This window comes from Streptomyces ureilyticus (assembly GCF_011045025.1).
Classification (GTDB): domain Bacteria; phylum Actinomycetota; class Actinomycetes; order Streptomycetales; family Streptomycetaceae; genus Streptomyces; species Streptomyces ureilyticus.
This window is the reverse complement of the sequence record NZ_JAAKZX010000025.1, coordinates 23675-43169: the sequence shown is the minus strand read 5'-3', so window position 1 is coordinate 43169 and position 19495 is coordinate 23675. Positions and strand designations below refer to the sequence as shown.

15 protein-coding genes and 3 pseudogenes are annotated in these 19495 nt (G+C 70.7%); 6 read left to right on the top strand and 12 right to left on the bottom strand.

What is annotated here, in order from left to right; all coding sequences use genetic code 11:
• Positions 1–38 precede the first annotated feature (38 nt).
• The gene (locus tag G6048_RS11015; RefSeq protein WP_165339301.1) at positions 39–2306 is read left to right on the top strand and encodes a heavy metal translocating P-type ATPase; all 2268 of its coding nucleotides are present in this window, start codon (positions 39–41) and stop codon (positions 2304–2306) included.
• 15 nt (positions 2307–2321) lie between these two features.
• Here G6048_RS11015 and G6048_RS11010 read toward each other — a convergent pair whose 3' ends face one another.
• Entirely contained in the window at positions 2322–3221 is a 900-nt protein-coding gene (locus G6048_RS11010) for a DUF5134 domain-containing protein (protein WP_165339300.1), read from the bottom strand.
• A 168-nt stretch (positions 3222–3389) separates the two neighbouring features.
• Between G6048_RS11010 and G6048_RS11005 the strand changes: the two genes are divergently transcribed.
• Entirely contained in the window at positions 3390–3608 is a 219-nt protein-coding gene (locus G6048_RS11005) for a heavy-metal-associated domain-containing protein (protein WP_165339299.1), read from the top strand.
• Positions 3609–3819: 211 nt separating this feature from the next.
• Here the strand turns inward: G6048_RS11005 and G6048_RS11000 are convergent, their stop codons facing one another.
• From G6048_RS11000 to G6048_RS10990, 3 genes are all read right to left on the bottom strand, one after another.
• A complete protein-coding gene (locus G6048_RS11000) occupies positions 3820–4725 on the bottom strand; it encodes a universal stress protein (protein ID WP_165339298.1) in 906 nt (301 codons plus the stop codon).
• Positions 4726–4984: 259 nt separating this feature from the next.
• The gene (locus tag G6048_RS10995; protein ID WP_328825739.1) at positions 4985–7714 is read right to left on the bottom strand and encodes a cation-translocating P-type ATPase; all 2730 of its coding nucleotides are present in this window, start codon (positions 7712–7714) and stop codon (positions 4985–4987) included.
• 2 nt (positions 7715–7716) lie between these two features.
• Complete coding sequence (locus G6048_RS10990; RefSeq protein ID WP_328825738.1) at positions 7717–8598, bottom strand: universal stress protein; 882 nt, start codon at positions 8596–8598, stop codon at positions 7717–7719.
• A gap of 283 nt (positions 8599–8881) precedes the next feature.
• Here G6048_RS10990 and G6048_RS10985 point away from each other — a divergent pair, with 283 nt between their 5' ends.
• A complete protein-coding gene (locus G6048_RS10985; RefSeq protein ID WP_165339297.1) occupies positions 8882–9361 on the top strand; it encodes a cation:proton antiporter regulatory subunit in 480 nt (159 codons plus the stop codon).
• A gap of 3 nt (positions 9362–9364) precedes the next feature.
• Entirely contained in the window at positions 9365–10624 is a 1260-nt protein-coding gene (locus G6048_RS10980; RefSeq protein ID WP_165339296.1) for a cation:proton antiporter, read from the top strand.
• Here the strand turns inward: G6048_RS10980 and G6048_RS10975 are convergent.
• The 8 genes and pseudogenes from G6048_RS10975 to G6048_RS10940 all read right to left on the bottom strand — a co-directional run bounded on the left by G6048_RS10975 (position 10554) and on the right by G6048_RS10940 (position 16900).
• Positions 10554–11441 carry a universal stress protein gene (locus tag G6048_RS10975; RefSeq protein ID WP_165339295.1) on the bottom strand — a complete coding sequence of 296 codons (888 nt, stop codon included), beginning with the start codon at positions 11439–11441 and terminating at the stop codon, positions 10554–10556. The genes G6048_RS10980 and G6048_RS10975 overlap by 71 nt on opposite strands.
• Before the next feature lie 370 nt (positions 11442–11811).
• On the bottom strand, positions 11812–12042 hold the full coding sequence (locus tag G6048_RS10970; protein ID WP_235989596.1) for a hypothetical protein: 231 nt from the start codon (positions 12040–12042) through the stop codon (positions 11812–11814).
• A gap of 53 nt (positions 12043–12095) precedes the next feature.
• Complete coding sequence (locus tag G6048_RS10965; protein ID WP_165339294.1) at positions 12096–12509, bottom strand: VOC family protein; 414 nt, start codon at positions 12507–12509, stop codon at positions 12096–12098.
• 198 nt (positions 12510–12707) lie between these two features.
• Positions 12708–13799, bottom strand: a complete 1092-nt coding sequence (locus tag G6048_RS10960) for a DNA polymerase III subunit beta family protein (RefSeq protein WP_165339293.1) — start codon at positions 13797–13799, stop codon at positions 12708–12710.
• Positions 13800–13870: 71 nt separating this feature from the next.
• Positions 13871–14065, bottom strand: a complete 195-nt coding sequence (locus G6048_RS10955; protein ID WP_165339292.1) for a DUF397 domain-containing protein — start codon at positions 14063–14065, stop codon at positions 13871–13873.
• Positions 14062–14670: pseudogene (locus G6048_RS10950) on the bottom strand (DUF5753 domain-containing protein); the annotation flags it as partial. The gene G6048_RS10955 and the pseudogene G6048_RS10950, both read right to left, overlap by 4 nt.
• Positions 14671–14833: 163 nt before the next feature.
• Positions 14834–15073: pseudogene (locus G6048_RS10945) on the bottom strand (hypothetical protein); the annotation flags it as partial.
• A 108-nt stretch (positions 15074–15181) separates the two neighbouring features.
• Positions 15182–16900: a cellulose-binding protein gene (locus G6048_RS10940; RefSeq protein WP_206341452.1), complete on the bottom strand. Its 1719-nt coding sequence runs from the start codon at positions 16898–16900 to the stop codon at positions 15182–15184.
• 780 nt (positions 16901–17680) lie between these two features.
• Here G6048_RS10940 and G6048_RS10935 point away from each other — a divergent pair.
• Positions 17681–18286 carry a hypothetical protein gene (locus G6048_RS10935; RefSeq protein WP_165339291.1) on the top strand — a complete coding sequence of 202 codons (606 nt, stop codon included), beginning with the start codon at positions 17681–17683 and terminating at the stop codon, positions 18284–18286.
• A gap of 285 nt (positions 18287–18571) precedes the next feature.
• Positions 18572–19495, top strand: a pseudogene (locus G6048_RS10930) (3'-5' exonuclease); the annotation flags it as partial.

Below are 19495 nucleotides of genomic sequence, written 5' to 3'. Positions count from 1 at the left end.
TACTATGGAATCCACCCGACACGCCACGAGGAGCGGACATGGCCACCACCACCCCCGGCGCCGCCGAGGTCGAACTCGCCATCGGCGGCATGACCTGCGCCTCGTGCGCGGCCAGGATCGAGAAGAAGCTCAACCGCATGGACGGTGTCGAGGCGACCGTCAACTACGCCACGGAGAAGGCCAAGGTCACGTACCGGGACGAGGACGTCTCCGTCCAGGACCTGATCGCCAAGGTCGAGGCCACCGGCTACACCGCTCACGAGCCCGCACCCGTACGCCCCGAGTCCACACCCGGCGGCGAGGACGGGCCCGGCTCCGGTGCGTACGACGAACTGCGGCCGCTCCGCGAGCGCCTGATCACCGCCGTCACCCTCGCCGTGCCGGTCGTCGCGATGGCGATGATCCCGGCCCTCCAGTTCGAGTACTGGCAGTGGCTGTCCCTGACGCTGGCGGCGCCGGTCGTCACGTATGCCGCCTGGCCCTTCCATCGCGCAGCCTGGACCAATGCCCGGCACGGTGCGGCCACCATGGACACGCTGATCTCGGTCGGTACGTCGGCCGCGTTCCTGTGGTCGGTATGGGCCCTCTTCTTCGGCACGGCCGGCACGCCCGGCATGACGCACCCCTTCGAGCTGACCATCGCCCGCGGTGACGGCGCCGGGAACATCTACCTCGAAGCCGCCGCCGGAGTTACCGCCTTCATCCTCGCGGGCCGCTACTTCGAGGCCCGGTCCAAGCGGAAGGCGGGCGCGGCCCTCAGGGCGCTGCTGGAGCTCGGCGCGAAGGAGGTGACGGTGCTGCGGGCCGACGGTCGCGAACTGACCGTCTCCATCGCCGAGTTGAAGGTCGGCGACCGCTTCCTGGTGCGCCCCGGCGAGAAGATCGCCACCGACGGTGTCGTCGTCCAGGGCTCCTCCGCCGTGGACGCCTCCATGCTGACCGGCGAGTCCGTACCGGTCGAGGTCGAGGCCGGCGAAGGCGTCACCGGTGCCACGCTGAACGTCGGCGGACGGCTTGTCGTCGAGGCCACTCGTGTCGGCTCGGACACCCAGCTCGCCCGTATGGCCAAGCTGGTGGAGGACGCGCAGAACGGCAAGGCCGCCGCCCAGCGGCTCGCCGACCGGATCTCCGCGGTCTTCGTACCGGTCGTGATCGGCCTCGCCCTGGCCACCCTCGGCTTCTGGCTCGGCAACGGTTCCGGGCTGACCGCCGCCTTCACCGCCGCGGTCGCCGTCCTGATCATCGCCTGCCCGTGCGCCCTGGGGCTCGCGACACCGACGGCGCTGATGGTCGGCACCGGGCGCGGCGCGCAGCTCGGCATCCTGATCAAGGGCCCCGAGGTACTGGAGAACACGCGCAAGGTCGACACGATCGTCCTCGACAAGACCGGCACGGTGACCACCGGACGGATGACCCTGCTGGCCGTGCACGCCGCCGACGGCACCCCCGAGGACGAAGTGCTGCGGCTGGCCGGTGCGTTGGAGCACTCCTCGGAGCACCCCATCGCTAAGGCGGTGGCCGCGGGCGCCGCGCAGAAGGTCGGCGAGCTGCCCACCCCGGAGGACTTCGCGAACGTCGCGGGTCTCGGCGTTCAGGGCATCGTCGAGGGGCACGCGGTTCTGGTCGGCCGCGAGAAGTTGCTGGCCGAGTGGGAGATCCGGTTGCCCGTGAACCTGGAGCGCGCCAAGGCGGAGGCCGAGGCGGCCGGACGTACGGCGATCGCGGTCGCCTGGGACGGCGAGGCCCGTGCGGTTCTCGAGGTGGCCGACGCCGTCAAGGACACCAGCCCCGAGGCGATCACCCGGCTGCGGGCGCTCGGCCTGACCCCGATCCTGCTGACCGGCGACAACGAGGCGGTCGCGCGGTCGGTCGCCGCCGAGGTCGGCATCGACGAGGTCATCGCCGAGGTCCTCCCCCAGGACAAGGTGGACGTGGTCAAGCGCCTTCAGACAGAGGGCCGTTCGGTGGCGATGGTCGGCGACGGCGTCAACGACGCGGCCGCGCTGGCGCAGGCGGACCTGGGCCTGGCCATGGGTACGGGCACGGACGCGGCCATCGAGGCCGGCGACCTCACTCTCGTACGGGGCGATCTGCGGGCCGCGCCCGACGCGATCCGCCTCGCACGCCGCACCCTCGGCACCATCAGGTCCAACCTGTTCTGGGCCTTCGCCTACAACCTCGCCGCCCTCCCCCTCGCAGCGGCCGGCCTGCTCAACCCGATGATCGCGGGAGCGGCGATGGCGTTCTCGTCGGTCTTCGTGGTGGGCAACAGCCTGCGCCTGCGGGGGTTTCAGGCGGCGAGCTGAGACAGATACGGCTCGCTAGACCGCCATCAGCAGGAGCATCGCCGCCATCGTGCCGCCCATGCCGACATGGGCGGCCAGCGCGGCCTCGGGTGCGGCGCCGGGGCGGCGGCGGTGGGTGCCGCCCTTCACGGTCCGGGCCCGGTCCCGGACCGCGAGCGTCAGCGAGGCCAGGAAGACGACGACCGTGTCCGGCATGGCGAGCAGCCAGCGGCTCCAGTTGTGGCGGCGGCTGCCTGCGCGGCCCTCGGCGAGGCGGTGACTCGGGTTCGCGTCCCGGACCTGCGCCCACATGGACGCGGCGATCGACAACAGGAAGCAGACCGCGAGCACGACGACCACGAGACGCCAGACGGCGGCACCCGATGACGCCGATGCGCCGACATCGCCGGCAGCGGCCAGGTCGGACGACTCCGTCCCGTGACCGTGCCCCTCTACGACACTCCCGTGCCCGTGACCGTCCATGGCCTCCGTATGCGAGTGCCCTGCCGACTCCGAGCCCGCCGCCATGTGCTCCATCCCCGGCATGTGCGCCATGTGAGAGCCGCCCAGAGCGAGCACCGGCCCGGAGGACGTACTCGTCATGGCGAGCGTCATGATCACCACGCCCGCGCTGCCGACGATCAGACGCACCCAGTGCCCACCGTGCCTCCACCCGCCCTCACGCGTGTGCTTCACGGCCAGCGCGACCCCGGCGAGCCCCAGCAGCGCGAACACCACCGCCCATCCCATGCCGTACTCCGCGTACCAACTCACCGTCAGCGGCAGGGACATGGCGGCCATGCACACGCTCATCAGCAGATCGCCGCCCGCCGCGAACCGGGCCCCGCCTCTGCTGGTCACCATCCGCACCGAGCTGACCGCGGCCACAAGCCCGGCGAGCACCGCGATGGACCAGGTCAAGGCCAGGATTCCCATCGACACCTCCGCATCGACCGACTGCGGCACGTACTGGTGCCCTTAGTACGTGCCGGGGAAGCGGGCCGTCAGCCCTTGCAAGCCCTTGACAACACTTATACCCCCTAGGGGTATGATGGGCTCCATCAGGAACAAGCAGGAAAGCCAAGCAGCCAGAGGAGCAGAGTCATGGTGCAGGACATTTACGAGGTCAAGGGCATGACGTGCGACCACTGCGTCAAGGCCGTCTCCTCCGAGGTCGGCGCCCTCGACGGCGTCACGGGCGTAGAGGTCGATCTGAAGACCGGCCACGTGACCGTGTCCAGTGGCGAGCGCCTGGCCTACGACGCGGTCGCCGAGGCCGTGGACGAGGCCGGCTACGACCTGATAGGCCGCCGCGAGCAGTGAGCGGCAGGGCACGCGGCCATGCGCAGCAGCCCGGAACGGTCCCGCCCGTGTACTTCGCGTACGGGCGGGACCGTCTTTGTTGCCGGCTGCCCTCGAACCACCGTCCTTGAAGCTGCCAGCGGCCTTGGAGCCACGGGCCGGAACCCTGTCGGATACCGCGCTCGGTGCGGGATCTCCCGGCAGCGATGCCCGGCCCGGGGCATGAAGCGCGTCAGTCGTGGGCGACGACGGCGACGGGTGAGGTGGCGTGGTGCAGCACCGCGTGGGTGACGGCACCGATGTGGGCGCCGAAGGGGTTACGGCGCACGCGCCGGCCGACAACGACCAGGGAGGCGTCACGGGAGGCGTCGATCAGGAGGCCGGCGGCGCTGCCGGGGCGGGACACCTCGACGACCTCGACGTCCGGGTACTTCTGCCTCCAGGCACGCAACGCCTCGGTGAGTACGGCAGCCTTCTCGCGGGCGAACTCCTCGTGGGGCTCGAATCCGGATCCCATGGTGTAGACGGAATAGGGCGACTGGTTCCAGGCCTGGAGGACGTGCAGCTCGGTGTCGCGGTGCCGTGCCTCCTCAAAGGCGAAGGCGACCACAGCCTCGTCGGGGCTGCCTGCGGCGAGGCCGAGGACGACGGGCCGGAACGCGGTGGCGGCCGACGGGACGCCGGCGGGATCCATGGCGTGTTCGTCGGCAGACTGTTCACCGGCGCGCACGAGGACCACGGGCACCTCGGTCCGGGCGACCACGCCCTGGCCGACGGAACCGACCAGGAAGCCACCGAGCCCGCTCAGCGCGCGGGAGCCGATGACCAGCAGCTCCGCATCACGGGCGGCTTCCGCGAGTACGTCGGAGCGCGTGCCGGTACGTTGCTCGGTGCTCACCTCGACTCCGGGGTGACGCAGTCTCAGGCCCTCGGCGGCCTCGCGGGGAATCCGCTCGGTCCAGTATTGGTGGGTCTCGGCTCCGAGGAGCGACGCCTGAGCCATGCGCTCCGGCACCGGCTGCCACACATGGACCAGCTTGACCGGCAGGCCGCGCAGCTTCGCCTCGCGGGCCGCCCACTCAGCGGCTGCCAGGCTCTCGGCAGAGCCGTCGAGTCCTACGGTGATCGTGCGGGCCATGGTGTCCTCCTCTTGTGTCGGGTGATGCGGTTTCAGCGTCTCGTTCAGCGGGTTTCCGGGGCAGGGGCCACTGGTCCCGGGCACGGTCCGACCGGCCCCATCGCGGACCGGTGCGGCGGGCCCGCCGCACCGGTGGTGTTCAGCGCAGCCATCCGTTGCCGCGGACGAACGGCAGCCGGGCCCGCATCCAGTCGGCCGGGGCGCCTCCGGTCACCTTCTTGAGCCTCGCGAGCCGGCGAAGTCGTGGTGTCTCCCAGGCTCAGTTCTCGTGCTTCACGTCGGCCGGGTGGCTGAACCGTGCCTGTGCGGCCCGCCAGACATGCTCGGTCAGCAGCACGGTCGAGGCGGTGGCGAGGCAGATCGCCCACTGGGCCGGGCTGAGGGAGACGGTGTCGAAGACTCCCTGGGCGAAGGGCACCTGTACGGCGATGACCTGGAGGGTGAGGACGGCGGCCAGGCAGATCCACAGGACGCGGTTGTGCAGTTGGTGACGACCTAGGACGGGGCCGTCCTCGTTGCGCGCGGCCAGGGCGTTGCAGAGCTGGAAGAGGACGAACGTGGTGAAGGCCATGGTGGCGGCTGTCGCGGTGTCGGTGAGGTGGCGGGCGCCGGTGAAGACGGCCAGGGTGCCGGCGGCCATGACCGTGCCGGAGCGGGTGATGGCGGCCAGGCGGCGGGCGTTCAGGATGCGTTCGCCGGGTGGGCGGGGCGGACGCCGCATCACGTTGTCCCGCGGGGCATCGATGGCCAGGGCCATGGCGGGCGGCCCGTCCATGATGATGTTGACCCACAGCAGCTGGATCGCGGACATGGGGGCGGGCAGTCCGGCCAGCACGGTGGCGAGCAGGGTGAGGATGGCGCCGATGTTGGTGGACAGCTGGAAGCGGACGAACGTGACGATGTTGTCGTAGATGGAGCGGCCCTCGCGGACCGCGCGGACGATGGTGGAGAAGTCGTCGTCGGTGAGCACCATGTCGGCGGCCTCTTTGGCCACGTCAGTGCCGGTGACGCCCATCGCGACGCCGATGTGGGCGGCGCGCAGGGCAGCGGCGTCGTTGACGCCGTCCCCGGTCATGGCCACGATGTGGCCGCGCCGCGCCAGGGCGTGGACGATGGTCACCTTGTGTTCGGGGGCGACGCGGGCGAAGACGCCGATGTCGTCGATCCGGTCCGCGAGCTCCTGGTCGCTCATCCGGGCCAGTTCGGTGCCGGAGACGACGTCTCCGGTGAAGCCGAGTTCGCGGGCGATGGCGGCTGCGGTGTCAGCATGGTCCCCGGTGATCATCTTGACGGTCATACCGGCCGCCTGCGCCAAGGCAACCGCCTCGCGCGCCTGGGGGCGGGGCGGGTCGGCGATCCCGGCGATGGCGGTCAAGGTCAGCCCTGTCACCTCTTCCGGGTGGGGCCGGCCGGTGGTGGCGGTGGTGGCAGTGGCGGCGCCGAGGACGCGCAAGCCCTGGCTGCCCATCCGCCGGGCGGCGTCGGCGACCTCCCGGCGGCGCTCGGCGTCGAGGGGCGCCGGCCCGTGTTCGGTCAGGACATGGGTGCAGCGGTCCAGCAGGACGTCGACGGCTCCCTTGGCGTGGACGCGGACGCGGCCGTCGGCGTCACCGTGGAAGGTGGCCATGTACTTGGCGGCCGGATCGAAGGGCACCTCACCCGTACGCGTCATGTGCGTGCGCAGTTCGGCGTGGAGACCGGCTTTGTGGGCGAGCACGATCAGGGCGGCCTCGGTGGGGTCTCCGATGACGCCGTCCGGAGTGAGGCGGGCGTCGTTGCACAGCGCGAACGGCAACACCGCGTCGCGCACGTCCACGCCGCTCTCCCCGTTCGCGGGGAGCACGGTGCCGGTGGTGTCGTAGCCTTCGCCGGTCACCTCGTAGTCGCGTCCGGCGGCCCACAGAGCGCGGGCCGTCATCTCGTTCATGGTCAGGGTGCCGGTCTTGTCGCTGCACACCACGGTCGCGGAGCCGAGCGCCTCGACGGAGGCCAGGCGCTTGACGATGGCACCGCGGCGGGCCATGCGGTAGACGCCCAGGGCCAGGGTGAGCGCGAGGACGGCGGGCAGCCCTTCGGGGATCGCGGCGACCGCCAGGGCCACTGCCCGCAGGGCGAGGTCTGCGAGTTCCTCACCGCGCAGGAGGGACACGAGCACGTAGGCGGCCACGGCGACGCCGCTGACCAGGGCCAGACGTCGGCCCAGGCTGTCCATCTGGACCTGGAGCGGGCTGGACGGTTCCGCGCCGGTGCGCAGCGCCTCGGCGATCGCACCGACCTCGGTGCGCATCCCGGTCGCTGTGACGATCACCTCGGCGCGGCCGCGGGTCAGCGCGGTGTTCATGAAGAGCATGCCGGAGCGCTCGGCGACGGGTACGGGCTCGTCGCCGTCGGCCGCGGCGGGCGCGGTCGTCTTGGCCACGGGGTGGGACTCGCCGGTCAGCGCGGCCTCGGCGGCCTCGACCGACTCGGCGACCACCAGACGCCCGTCCGCCGGGACACGGTCGCCGGCTTCCAGAAGGACGACATCCCCGGGCACCAGTGTGCCGGCCGGGATCACCCTCACCTGACCGTCGCGGCGCACGCGCGCGGTGGGGACCAGCATCTGGCGCAGAGCCTCCAGGCTGCGCTCGGCACGGCGTTCCTGCAGGTAGCCGATGGTGGCGTTGATGAGCAGGACGACGGCGATGACGAGGGCGTCCTTGATCTCGCCGATGATTCCGGCGATGACGGCGGCGGCGAGCAGGATGCCGATCAGCCAGCTGCGGAACTGGTCCAGCAGGCGCAGCCACTGCGGCCGGCGGGCCGGTTCGGCCAGTTCGTTGGCTCCCCAGGCGGCGGCCCGCCGCTCGGCGTCCGCCGTGGCCAGGCCCGTGGCCGGGACCACGGCGAGCAAGTCCGCCACCTCGGCCGCGTCGCGTCGGTAGGCGTCGGGCTGCGAGGGCGTCTGTACCGGCAGGGGGTGGTTCCCTGCCATGGTCTGCTGAGGCACGGTCACTCCTTGCCGCGGACGACGGTGACGGGGCAGTGGGCGTGGTGCAGCAGGGCCTGGCTTACGGAGCCGAGCAGCAGGCCGGTGAAGCCGCCGCGTCCCCGGGCGCCGGCCACCACCAGCTGGGACCCCCGACTCGCGTCGATCAGAGCCGGACGGATCCGGGAGCGCACCAGGCGCCGCTCCACCGCGACCTGTGGAAAGACTTCCTGCCAGGCGGTGACCGTCTCGTCCAGCAGGTGCTGCTCGGCCTCACGGAGGTGGTCGACGTCCGCCACCATGGCGTTCAGGGGGTCGCCGGGGCCTTCGTAGGCGCGCTCGCTCCACGTGTTCCACACGTGCAGGGCCACCAGCGGCGCCTTGCGCAGTGCCGCCTCGGAAAACGCGAACTCCACCGCCGCCTCGCCGGCTTCGGAGCCGTCCACGGCCATGACCACCGCACCGGCCGGATCGGGACGGCCGCGCACCACCATCAACGGGCAGCGGCCGTGCGTTGCCAGACGCACCGCCGTCGAGCCCAGCAGCAGCCCCGAAAAGCCGCTCAGGCCCCGGCTGCCGACCACGGCCAGCGATGCCGACCGCGACTCGATCTCCAGTACCTGGAGCGCCTCCCCGGCCACCACCGACCGGGTGATGGCCGTGCCCGGCGCGACCCCGTACGCCCGTTCCTCGGCGCGGGCCAGGACTCCCTGTGTCATCGGCTCCAGACCGTGGTCGGCCGGGCTCCACGTCGGCCCACCGGTCGGCAGGTGTCCGGGGGCTTGGCCGAAGGCATGCACGATCCGCAGCGGGGCGCCACGCAGGTGCGCCTCACGGGCCGCGACGTCGACCGCCTCAAGACTGGAGGCGGAGCCGTCCACACCTACGATCACCGGATCAGTCACTGGGTTCTCCGTCCCGGAACGCCGCCGATGCGCGGCTCTTCGGCTCCTCAGCCTCGGCGCAGCCACCCTTTTGCGCCTAGGGGCCACCGGGCCGTCGCGTGGGCCACTCGGCCCTTCCGGGTCCTCCCGGGCGGTCAGGACACTGGCCGCAACCGAGCGGGTCGTACACCCGCTGTACGGGAACTTGAGCCCCCCGCGACGCCTGCCGAAGACATGGGCACGGCGGGCCGCGACCACGGGTCCGCGCGGGAGATCCGAATTGATGACTGGCGGGGAGATCCACATGGACGTCAACGAGGTGCTGCTGCCCGGCGTGGGGCTGCGGTACGAGTTCGTCAACCACGAGGGCGACCGGATCGGGGTCATCGCCCAGCGCTCGGGCGACTTCGAGCTGGTGGTCTACCCCGGTGACGACCCCGACGAGGCCCGGCCGGTGGTCCGGCTCACCCATCAGGAGGCCGACACTCTCGCCGAGATTCTCGGCGCCCCGCGCATCGCGGAGCGGTTCGCCGACCTGACTCGCGAGGTGCCCGGCCTGAGCTCCGGTCAGGTCACCGTGGGTCCGGGCAGCCCGTTCGCCGGACGCGTCCTGGGCGACACCCGGGCCCGGACCCGCACCGGCGCGTCGATCGTGGCCGTCGTCCGCGGCGAGGAGGTGATCGCCTCACCCGGGCCCGGCCAGGCCCTCCGCGCCGGTGACGTCTTGGTGGTGATCGGCACCCGCGAGGGCATCGCCGGCGTCCAGCGCATCGTCCAGGGCTGACCGGTGCACACACCCATCGCCCTGCTGCTGGAGCTGGGGGTCATCCTGACCGCGCTGAGTCTGCTCGGCACGGTCGCACGGCGCTTCGCCCTCTCTCCGGTGCCGCTGTACCTGGTGGCGGGGCTGGCGCTGGGCGACGGCGGCATCGCCCCGGTTCCCGCCGCCCGGGACTTCGTCGACGCGGGCGCCTCGATCGGCGTGATCCTCCTGCTGCTCGTCCTCGGCCTGGACTTCACCGTCCGCGAGTTCACCGTCAGCGTCCGACGTCACCGCGCTTCCGCCGTCGTCGATCTCGCCCTCAACGCCACCCCCGGCGCCGTGGCCGGCTGGCTGCTCGGTCTGGACGCGACCGGCATCCTCGCGCTCGCCGGCGCCACCTATATCTCCTCCTCCGGCATCATCGCCCGCCTGCTCGGCGACCTGCGCCGACTGGGCAACCGGGAGACCCCGGCGGTGCTGTCCGTGCTGGTGGTGGAGGACTTCGTGATGGCCGCCTACCTGCCACTGCTCGCCGTCGTCGTCTCCGGAGGTACCTGGTGGCAGGCTCTGCTAGCCGTCGCGGCCGCCATGGCGGCCGTCGTCGCGGCCATCGCCGTGTCCTGGCGCTGGGGCCACCATGTGAGCCGGATCCTGTCCCACCCCGATGCCGAGCAGGTACTGCTCCGGATCCTCGGCATCACCCTGATCGTCGCCGCGCTGGCCGAGATCATCCACGTCTCCGCCGCCGTCGGCGCCTTCCTGATCGGGCTCGCACTGACCGGAGCCGCCGCCGACCGGGCCAGAACTGTGCTCAGCCCGCTGCGCGATCTTTTCGCCGCCGTGTTCTTCCTGGCCCTCGGCATGTCCGTCGATCCGGGCGACCTGCTGCCGATGCTGCCCGCCGCCGTGGCGCTGGCGGTGGTCACCGGAGCCACCAAGCTGGCCACCGGCTGGTACGCGGCCCGCCGCGACGGCGCGGGCCGCCGCGGCGGACTGCGGGCCGGAACCGCGCTCATCGCCCGCGGCGAGTTCTCCGTCGTCATCATCGGCCTGGCCGCCCCCACGCAGGGCCGCCTCGCAGCGCTGGTCACCACCTACGTGATGCTCCTCGCCATCTGCGGCCCCGTCCTCACCCGCTTCGCCCCCACCCGGCCCGGGGCCCTCCGCCCGCCCGCACCGCGGAACAGGGCGGCGGGCCCCGGGCCGGGTGCGGTCAGTGATGCGTGCCCGCGGCCCGCACCACCGCGACAGGACAGTGGGCGTGGTGAAGCAGGGCCTGGCTGACCGAACCGAGCAACAACCCGGCGAAACCGCCGCGCCCCCGGGCACCCACCACCATCAGCTGCGCGGACCGGCTCGCGTCGATCAACGCCTCCCGCGTCCGACCGTGCACCACCCTGTGCTCCACCACCACACCCGGGTAGCGCGCCCGGTGGCCGGCGAGCGCCTCGGACAGCAAGCGCTCCTCCGCCTCGGCGAGAGCACCCGGCGGGTTCGCGTACGGCTCCGACGCGTCCTGCGGCGCGGGCAGCGGCGCATTCCACGTGGTCCAGGCATGCAGGGCCACCAGCGGTGCCTTCCGCAGCTCGGCCTCGGCGAAGGCGAACTCCACCGCCCGCTCTCCCCCGGCCGAACCGTCCACGCCCAGCACGACCGGCCCGTCCGCACTCGGCTGCTCACGGACCACCAGCACCGGACACCGGCTGTGCGCCGCAAGATGCGCCGCCGTCGACCCCACCAGCAGCCCGACGAACCCACCCATGCCCCGCGACCCCACCACCACCAGCTCGGCAGAACGCGACTGCGCCTCCAGGACCGTCAAAGGCTCACCGGTCACCACCGCGTGACTGACATCGACATCCGGCGCCGTCGCCCGCGCCCGCTCCACCGCCTCGGCCACCAGACGTTCCACCATGTTCCGGATCCCGCCCCCGGGCGGGCCCAGCGGCGATGGCTCCAATGCCACATGCATGGCCGGCCAGAGGAACGCATGCACCACGCGCAGCCCCGCTCCACGCGCCTGCGCCTCCCGTGCCGCCGCCTCCGCTGCGGCGAGACCCGACGCCGACCCGTCCACACCAACGACCACCAGACCACTCATCGTGCCTCCTACGTCCAGACGCTTTGCTCTCCCCTCCACTCCACCCCGGACACACCCTCGTTGTCATGGGGCCTAAGGGCCACTGTCAGGGCCGACCGGTCCTGTGACCGCTGTCCGGCCACCCCGGCCCTGGACATCACGGGTCGGACCGTGCCCTGTTCGGTCCGGCGCCGACCGCGCCTTGCTTTGTCCGAACATTCCCGGTGTGGCGGATACCTCAAGCCCCCGGGCGGCGCAGCGGTCGCCGGCCCGCTCGAAACACGGCCTGAGGCAACACAGCGTGTGTCCACAGAACACTGCTACGGCAGACCGGCAGGTCCGGGCCGGTCGCTCTCGTCCGGCCACACCCCCACATGGTCCGCCTCCGCCGTCAGGCGGGACCCGGCCGCGCAGTCCGTAGCGTTCCGCGTAGTCGCGTGGGCAGTCGGAGACGGCCCGTGCGGCCGAGGACCGTGTACTCCTCCGCGTCCGTGCCGTCGGGTGTGCGGAGTGTCTCCGTCGACGTACGGCCGTCGCGGATGCGGACCGTGCGGCGGACCTGGCCGGAGACGAGCGGGTCGTGGGTGACGACGAGGAGCGTTGGCCACGGGGCGGAATGCATGAGGCACGGGGCGGAACCGGAGGAATCCGGTTCCGCCCCGTGCCGTTCCGCGCTCAGCCCTGCTTCTCGCTGATGTTCACCATCCACGGGACGCCGAACCGGTCCGTACACATACCGAATACGTCGCCCCACATCTGCTTCTCCAGCGGCACGGACACCGAGCCGTCGGCGGACAGCTTCTCCCAGTAGCCGCGCAGCTCGGCGTCGTCGTCGCCGGTCAGAGCCACCGAGAAGTTGCCGCCAGGCTGCGCCTCCTGCCCCGGAGCACCGTCGGCACCCATCAGGGTAAAGCCGCTCGGAGTCTCCAGCATCCCGTGCATGATCTTGTCGGCGTCCGGCGTGTCCCCCTGCCCGAACTCGCCGTAGGTGTTCATCGCCAGCGTGCCGCCGAACACCTCCTTGTAGAACTCCAACGCCTGCCGGGCGTCACCGTTGAAGCTGAGATACGGATTGAGCTTCGAGGCCATCAAAACCTCCCTGATCGGGGAAATCGGTCAGATGCGCGCAGACTAACGCGAGGCACTGACAACGGCCCGCCAACGGCGACAGGGCTGGATGAAGCGCTGGTGACGACTGGGCGCGTACCGGCCTCAGTGCCTGCGCGGCCAGGCCACCCCTGAGATCCGAGGCCGGTCCACGATCAGCACCACCGAACGGCCTCTCGGTCAGTCCTCCAGGCGGACCGGCATCAGCATCGAGAACGTGTCCCGGGTGTCGGGACGGCGGATCGCCAAGGGCGCTGTGGGAGCGCCGAACTCCAGGACCAGTTGGTCCCTGGCTCCGGCGGCGAGCGCGTCCAGCAGGAACTCGCGGTTGACGGCGACCTGGTCCTGGCCGTCGTCACCGTCTTCGCAGATGGTCACCGTGCCGTCGTCGGTCACCTTGAGCACGCTCAGTTCGCATGACACGTCATCCGGCTTGCGCACCTCGCTCGCCCGGACGGGACCGGTCCGTACCGCCTCCTGGAAAGCCGGCACATCGACAAGGGCGCGGCGCCCAGCCGGCACGTGAACGAGGCGACGGTAGTCAGGAAAGTCGTGATCAAGGCACTGCCCGGCCGCCTGACGGCCCCCGTCCTCGGTCTCCAGCGTCACGCGGTCACCGTCCACGGCGAGTTGGACGGGCTCCTCGTCACTCAGCAGCGCTCGCATCGCATCGGCGAGCGGGGCAGGAACGATGACCTGCACACGGGTACCGCCGTGCCCGGCGGTATCCGCCCGCGCCACGGCCATCCGGTACCGGTCGGTGGCCACGACGTCGAGTGCCTCGCCCTCGATGTCGAAGAGGACACCACCGAGCATCGGCAACTCCGGGTCGGTACTGACGGCGAAACGAACGGCGTCCAACGCGGCGGCCAGCTCAAGCGCGGAGACGGACAGCTTGACGGTGGCGGTGCGGAGCGAAGTCATAGGGTTGTTCTCCCTGTGGTCGAGTAGTGCTCGGAGCGTGGAGAACTCACCGCGGGCATCGGACAGCCCCTGCTCAAGACGCCGCAGATGCGTCTGAAGGAGCTTGCGCACCAGGTCGGTGTCCGCACTGGACCAGCCGGCCAGCACCAGCCTGACGTCCGCCAACGGCATACCCGCCCGCCGCAACCGAGCCAGCAACCGAGCCTCTTCAAGCTGCTCGGGGCCATACCAGCGATAGCCACTCACCGGATCCACCCAGGCGGGCACAAGCACACCGGCACGGTCGTAAAACCGCAGGGCGCTCACGCCCAGTCCACTGTCCCGGGCCATCTCACCAATGCTGCGCATCTCGCTCTCCACACCCGGAACTCTGAGCCCTACACAAGGTCGAGGGTCAACAGACGGGCAGGCGACCCGTTTCAGGCCGTCGAGACAGATCCCACGAACCCCACGAACTGCGCCCACCCCTCACGCCCGACGGCGAAGTGAGGCCGCGCCGCGTCCTTGGAGTCCCGTACGTGGATGGCCTGTTCGGTGACGGCGACCTCTACGCAGTCGTCACCCTGGCTCCCGCTGTAACTGGACTTGAACCAGGCAAGTTCCGACGTGCTCATAGCTCTCCCCGCAGTCGCTCCAACAGGCCCCGGGAGTCTTTGGGGTTGAGGGCCTGCGAGCGCAGTGTGTCATAGCGCTGCTGGAGGAGGCTCACCTCTTTCACGTCAGCGATCAAGCGCCCGTTCTGCTGTCCCTCGCAGTACGCGAACCGCCGCCCTTCCGCCGTCTCGGCGAGCCGCACGGGGCCATCCAGACACGAGTGCAACCCACCTTCCAGCGGCACGATTTGAAGCGTCACGTTGCGCGGAGCACTGTGCTCAAGTACGTGGTCCAACGTGCCCCGCATCTGCTCCGCGTCCCCGTACCGACGCCGAAAGACATGCTCCTCGACGATGAAGCTGAAGGGGACGGTCGGCCGCTCGTACAGCATCCTCTGCCGCTCCGTCCTCACCGCGAGCAGAGCCTCCAGCCGCTCGTCCGAGACCACCGGAATCGTGCCCTCGAACACCGCCCGCGCGTACTCCTCCGACTGCAACAGCCCGGGCACCAGCCTGCACTCATACGTACACAAGCTGACCGCCAGCCTCTCCAGCCGAGCCCACCGCCGGAACCACGCCGCCAGCCCCGCCTCCCTCCGCGTAAGAAATCTCGCCGACTTCCGCAAAATGAGCTTCATTGGGCTCGCCAGCGTGCGAGGGCTGTACTTGGGGCGCGGCCGCCCTTGTACGGGCTTGGGACATCGGTACAGCCGTTGGCGCTGAGAATGATCATGGGCTTGGCCAGCAGCTTGGCGCCGGAGGGGAGGAGGACCCTCTCGGCCGATTCTGCTAGTCGCCCAGGCCCCTGGCCCAGAACTCGCTCGGGCCGTGGACGGCCTGGAGGTCGATCCCGACGCGGAGCGTGGTGCCGATGCCGGCCTGGACGGCCTGGACGACCTGGACGACCTGGTTGTAGTTCATCGCGAAGTCCTCGCGCGGCAGTTCCACGGTGGCCCGGAACGCGGCCCGTGGGCCGCCCCACGGGTCGGGACCTGTGCCGAGGTAGGCCAGGTCCAGGTCAACGACCCGGGCCGTGTTTGTTTCCTGACCGCCGACGCCGGCGCGGAGGCCGACGGCCCGGCGCGCACGCCACGGGTGGGTGGCGTTGTTGCCGGGCCGTCAGTCACTCACGCGGTCTCACTTCCCGTGCAAACCCCTGCGGCGACGTCCGCGAAGCACCAGCGCGCCGCCGGCAGCGATGACCAGCAGGCCACCGAGGGCGCTGTACGTGACAACAGCGTTGTTCGCCCCGGTGGAAGCCAGGTCGCCGGACGTGCTGTTCGGGGTCGGCTGGCCGACGCGTGCGCCGATCTCCCCCTGCGCACGGGTGCCGGTCGTGCCGGGGGCGGAGACAACCGGCGTGGGGGCGGTCGGCGTGGGGGCGGGCGTCGGCTTGTCAGCGCCAGCGGTCCCCGGCGCGGGCTTCAGCTGAAGAGTCGTGATCGAGTACGGCGGCAGCGTCTGTGCGACCGCCGTGCCCCGCTTCGCCGTCGTCAGGGCAGTGTCTCCCTTGGCATACGAAACGGTCGTGACCGCCCCTGCGGCCGGGGTGAATCCGGCGTACGAGAGCGACACCGGCGCCGCGTCCTTCGGGCTCTTGTTGATCAGCATGACGTTCAGACCGCCCTTGCTGCTCCGCACCGCGTGCACGGCGACCGACGAGTTGCGCGAGGACGACTTGACCATGGTGTCGCCAGGCTTCGCCAGTGCGGTCAGCGAGCGGATGCCCCAGTAGGTGGGGAAGGGCGTGTCGCGCGGCGGTTGGCACTTCCCCCCGGCGCAGGTTCCAGCGGAGAGCACACCCCCGTCCTGGTAGTCGGTCTGGCCGTGGACGGTGGTGGGTGCTTGGTCCGTGCCGTTGTGCAGGTTCCACCAGTCCACGTGGGTGGCGCCTTGCTCGAACCAGGTCATGTAGGTGTCCGGCGCGAACAGGGCTGCGGCCTGGCTGGTCTGGGCGGGCGAGCCGACGGCGCCGTTCTCGGTGACCGCGATCTCCACCGAAGCGGCGCGCGAGCCCGTGTACTTGGCGATCAGCGAGCGCAGCGAGGACCTGACACCGGCGATCCGGGAGGGGGTGTTCAGCAGGTCGGCAGTGGTGGTGCCGCCCGGATACCAGTGGACGATGACGAAGTCGATCGAGCGTCCCGCGATGGAGAGGACCGTGTTGTTCCAGTCGGCGGTGTCACCGGGAGCCTTCTCCGCATCCGGCCAGAAGCCGGGGGTGGTGAGCACCGCTCCGATCTTCACCTTCGGATCCACGGCCTTCATCGCCTTCGAGTAGGCGACGAGGTTCTTCCCGTACTCCTTCGGGCTCTTGTCGGCGTGGTTGTCGGTTTCCCAGCCCTTGCCGTCGCCGTAGTGCCCGTTGCCGTAGACCTCGTTGCCGATCTCCCAGTACTTCACGCCGTAACCCTTGTCGACGTTGGCGTACTTGACCCAGTCGGCGGCCTCCTGGGGGGTGCCGGAACCGTAGTTCGCGGTCAGGATCGGCTGGGCGCCGACCTTCTTCGCGGTGGCCATGAAGCGGTCGAAGTTGGTGTTGGAGGGGATCCAGCCGCTGCCGTCGCCGTAGGTGTGGGTCTTCCAGTGGTAGTCGTCCGCGCCGGAGCCGCCGGGATAGCGCAGCTGCCGAACGCCCGCGGCCTTCATCAGCGATGTCACCTTGGCGGTCCCCATGTGCTCGTCGCCGTAGCCCGTGTTGAGGCCGACACCACTGCTGGGCACCGTGCCCAGGGAGGTACCGGCATCCACACTGATGTCGACGGTCGGCGCTGCGCCCGCGCTGGGCGCCAGGGCGCCGACACCGGCCGAGGCGGCGAGCACCGCCACCGCCCCCGCGACAAAGCGCCGGCGCATCCGGCTACGGCGGGGCGTGCGACCCCAAGGCATCGGCTGCCATGCGGATCTCGGGTCGTCTGGTGACACGTGGGGCTCCGATCGGGTGTTGACACAGAGGGCGTAGCGCCGCTGACCACGGCTCGCCCTCGTCGGTACACCCCTGAGTGGCCACTCAGAGCGGAAAGGTTGCCAACTCAATCGTTTTTTTCGCCGAGACGCGGTCGCACCGTCTCACCGGACCCGGTGACCCCGTGACCCGGTGCCCCGGTGACACGCCCGGGCTCCCTTTCCACCTCGAGGCGCGGACCATCACATGCTTCCGGCCGCACACCGTCCCGCGGTGGCCGAGCGGCTGAAGCCGCACAGGAAGCACAGGAAAAGACAGACGGCGGCCGCCGCCACCGCGACGGCCCTGTTCTCGTACAGCTACCGCCAGGTGGTGTGTAGCGCTGAGTAACTACTTGGGGCTGCGGTCGCGCTGAAGTCCTGGTGCCGATCGAGGCATCGATACCGGCGTCGAGGAGGTGCGCGGTGAACGCGAACGACGTGTACTGCTCAGGTCTCCAGCGTCGATCCGGGTCTGCAGCGAGCCCAACTCCTCCGGGGCACGGGAGAACGCGATGCTCCGTTGCCGTCCGGTGACATTCGTTGCATATATGCAGCAAGAGCGCAGGGCAACGGAAGAGCACCTTGATGAGTCTTACGAGACGTCATGACCGGAAGGTTCTTGGCGGGCCGCACGAGCGCGTCCCCTCCTTCCGCATCCGGTCGTCTCGACACACAACGCATGGGGGAATCATGAACGTCCGCATCCGCGGTACCCGGCTCGCACTGACCGCGCTGGCCACCGGGGCCGCACTCACCCTGGCTGCCGCCCCGGCGATGGCTGCGGGCTCTCCCCGGTTCCTGGAACCGGGTGAGCTGCCGCCGCACCCGAAGTCGCCCTGGTACGCCGGTCCGGTCGTCGCCGGGCAGCCCGAGCACCCGCCGGTCTGCGTCGGGGAGGCGCTGCCGTCCATCTCCAGCCACCGTGAGTACTGGACCGAGTACGACACCAACGCGTTCCAGGTCACCGTGGTGGAGCGCAGTGAGCAGCGGGCCAAGGCGTTCGCCGCCCTGCTGCGCCAGAAGATCGCCGACTGTGCCGAGCGGCTCATGGAGGAGACTCCCGACCTCACGGCGACCGAGAAGAACTACGGCAAAATCGACGTCGAGGAGGGCGCGACCGTCCACGGCCTGCACACCGTCTCCGACTGGGGCTCCTCCGACGTCAGCCTGTTCTCGGTGGGCCGGGACGGCAGGACCGTGACCTACGTCCGGTGGGCCCAGATAGGCACCTTCGAACATGCGCAGGTCGCGGACTTCAAGGCGACCACGGTGACGGCTGTCAACAAGCTCTACTGAGCCCTGCCCGAGCCGCCCGTCCCGCAGAGGCGGGGCGGGCGGCTCCACCCGGCCGTCCCGAGCACCAGTCGATGCCGAGTTCCAGCGTGGAGGTGGAGACGATGACGCAGTCCCGCGCTTCGGCGAACGCGAGGGGGTGCACAGCCCTCTTCGCATGGGGGACACACGGCGGTTCAGGCCACAACTCACGCGTCAGGTCTTCGCCATTGTGCGAGGTAGCGCGTGACCGCGTCAGGCTCGGCGGCAGCGATATCGAAGCTCGGAGATGACGGCTTTCTCGCGCGCAGCGCGCTGCCGGTGGCGCGGCGCCGCGTGGTGTGGGACACCGTGCGGGAGTTCACGGCACGCCTGGCCGCCGACGGCCTGCGCACCTACCTCGACACTTGTGCGGAGGCCGCCGACCTGTTGGAGGCGGAGGGGCCGCGCTACCGGCACGTGGTGGTCGACGAGGCGCAGGACCTCCACCCGGCGCAGTGGCGCCTGCTGCGGGCCGCGGTCCCGGAACGCCCGGACGACCTGTTCATCGCGGGCGACCCGCACCAGCGCATCTATGACTCGAAGGTGTCGCTGAAGGCGGTCGGGATCAAAGTCACGGGCCGCTCGACGAAGATGCGCAAGAACTACCGCTCGACGCACGAGATCCTCAGCTGGGCCACCGGGCTCCTCATCGGCCGCCCCTTCGCGGAACTCGCCGACGACTCCCGCAACGACACCCTCCTCGGCTACCGCTCGACCCTGCACGGCAGCAGGCCGGAAACGTACGGCGCGACCGCGGAGGATGCCGAACTCGACGCCCTGGTCGCGCGGGTGCGCGGCTGGCTCGACGGCGGGGTTGCACCCGGCGAGATCGGCGTGTGCGCACGCCTCAACAGGACGTGCGAGCGGGTGGTGGAGCGGCTGAAGGCGGCGGGCGTTCCGGGGGCCCGGTTGAAGGGCGCGTCCACGGGGCGCGCGGACAAGGTGAGTGTGGGCACGATGCACGCGTTCAAGGGGCTGGAGTACCGGTGCGTCGCGGTGGTGGGGTTGCGCGACGAGGTGCTGCCGTTCCCCAAGGCGGTGACACCCGTGGAGGTGGACCGGCTGCAGCACGAGGCGGACCTGGCGGCGGAGCGGTGCCTGGTGTTCGTGGCCTGTACGCGCGCCAGGGACGGGTTGTACGTGTCGTGGTGGGGGGAACCGAGCGAGTTCCTGGTGGGAGCGGGGGTGTAG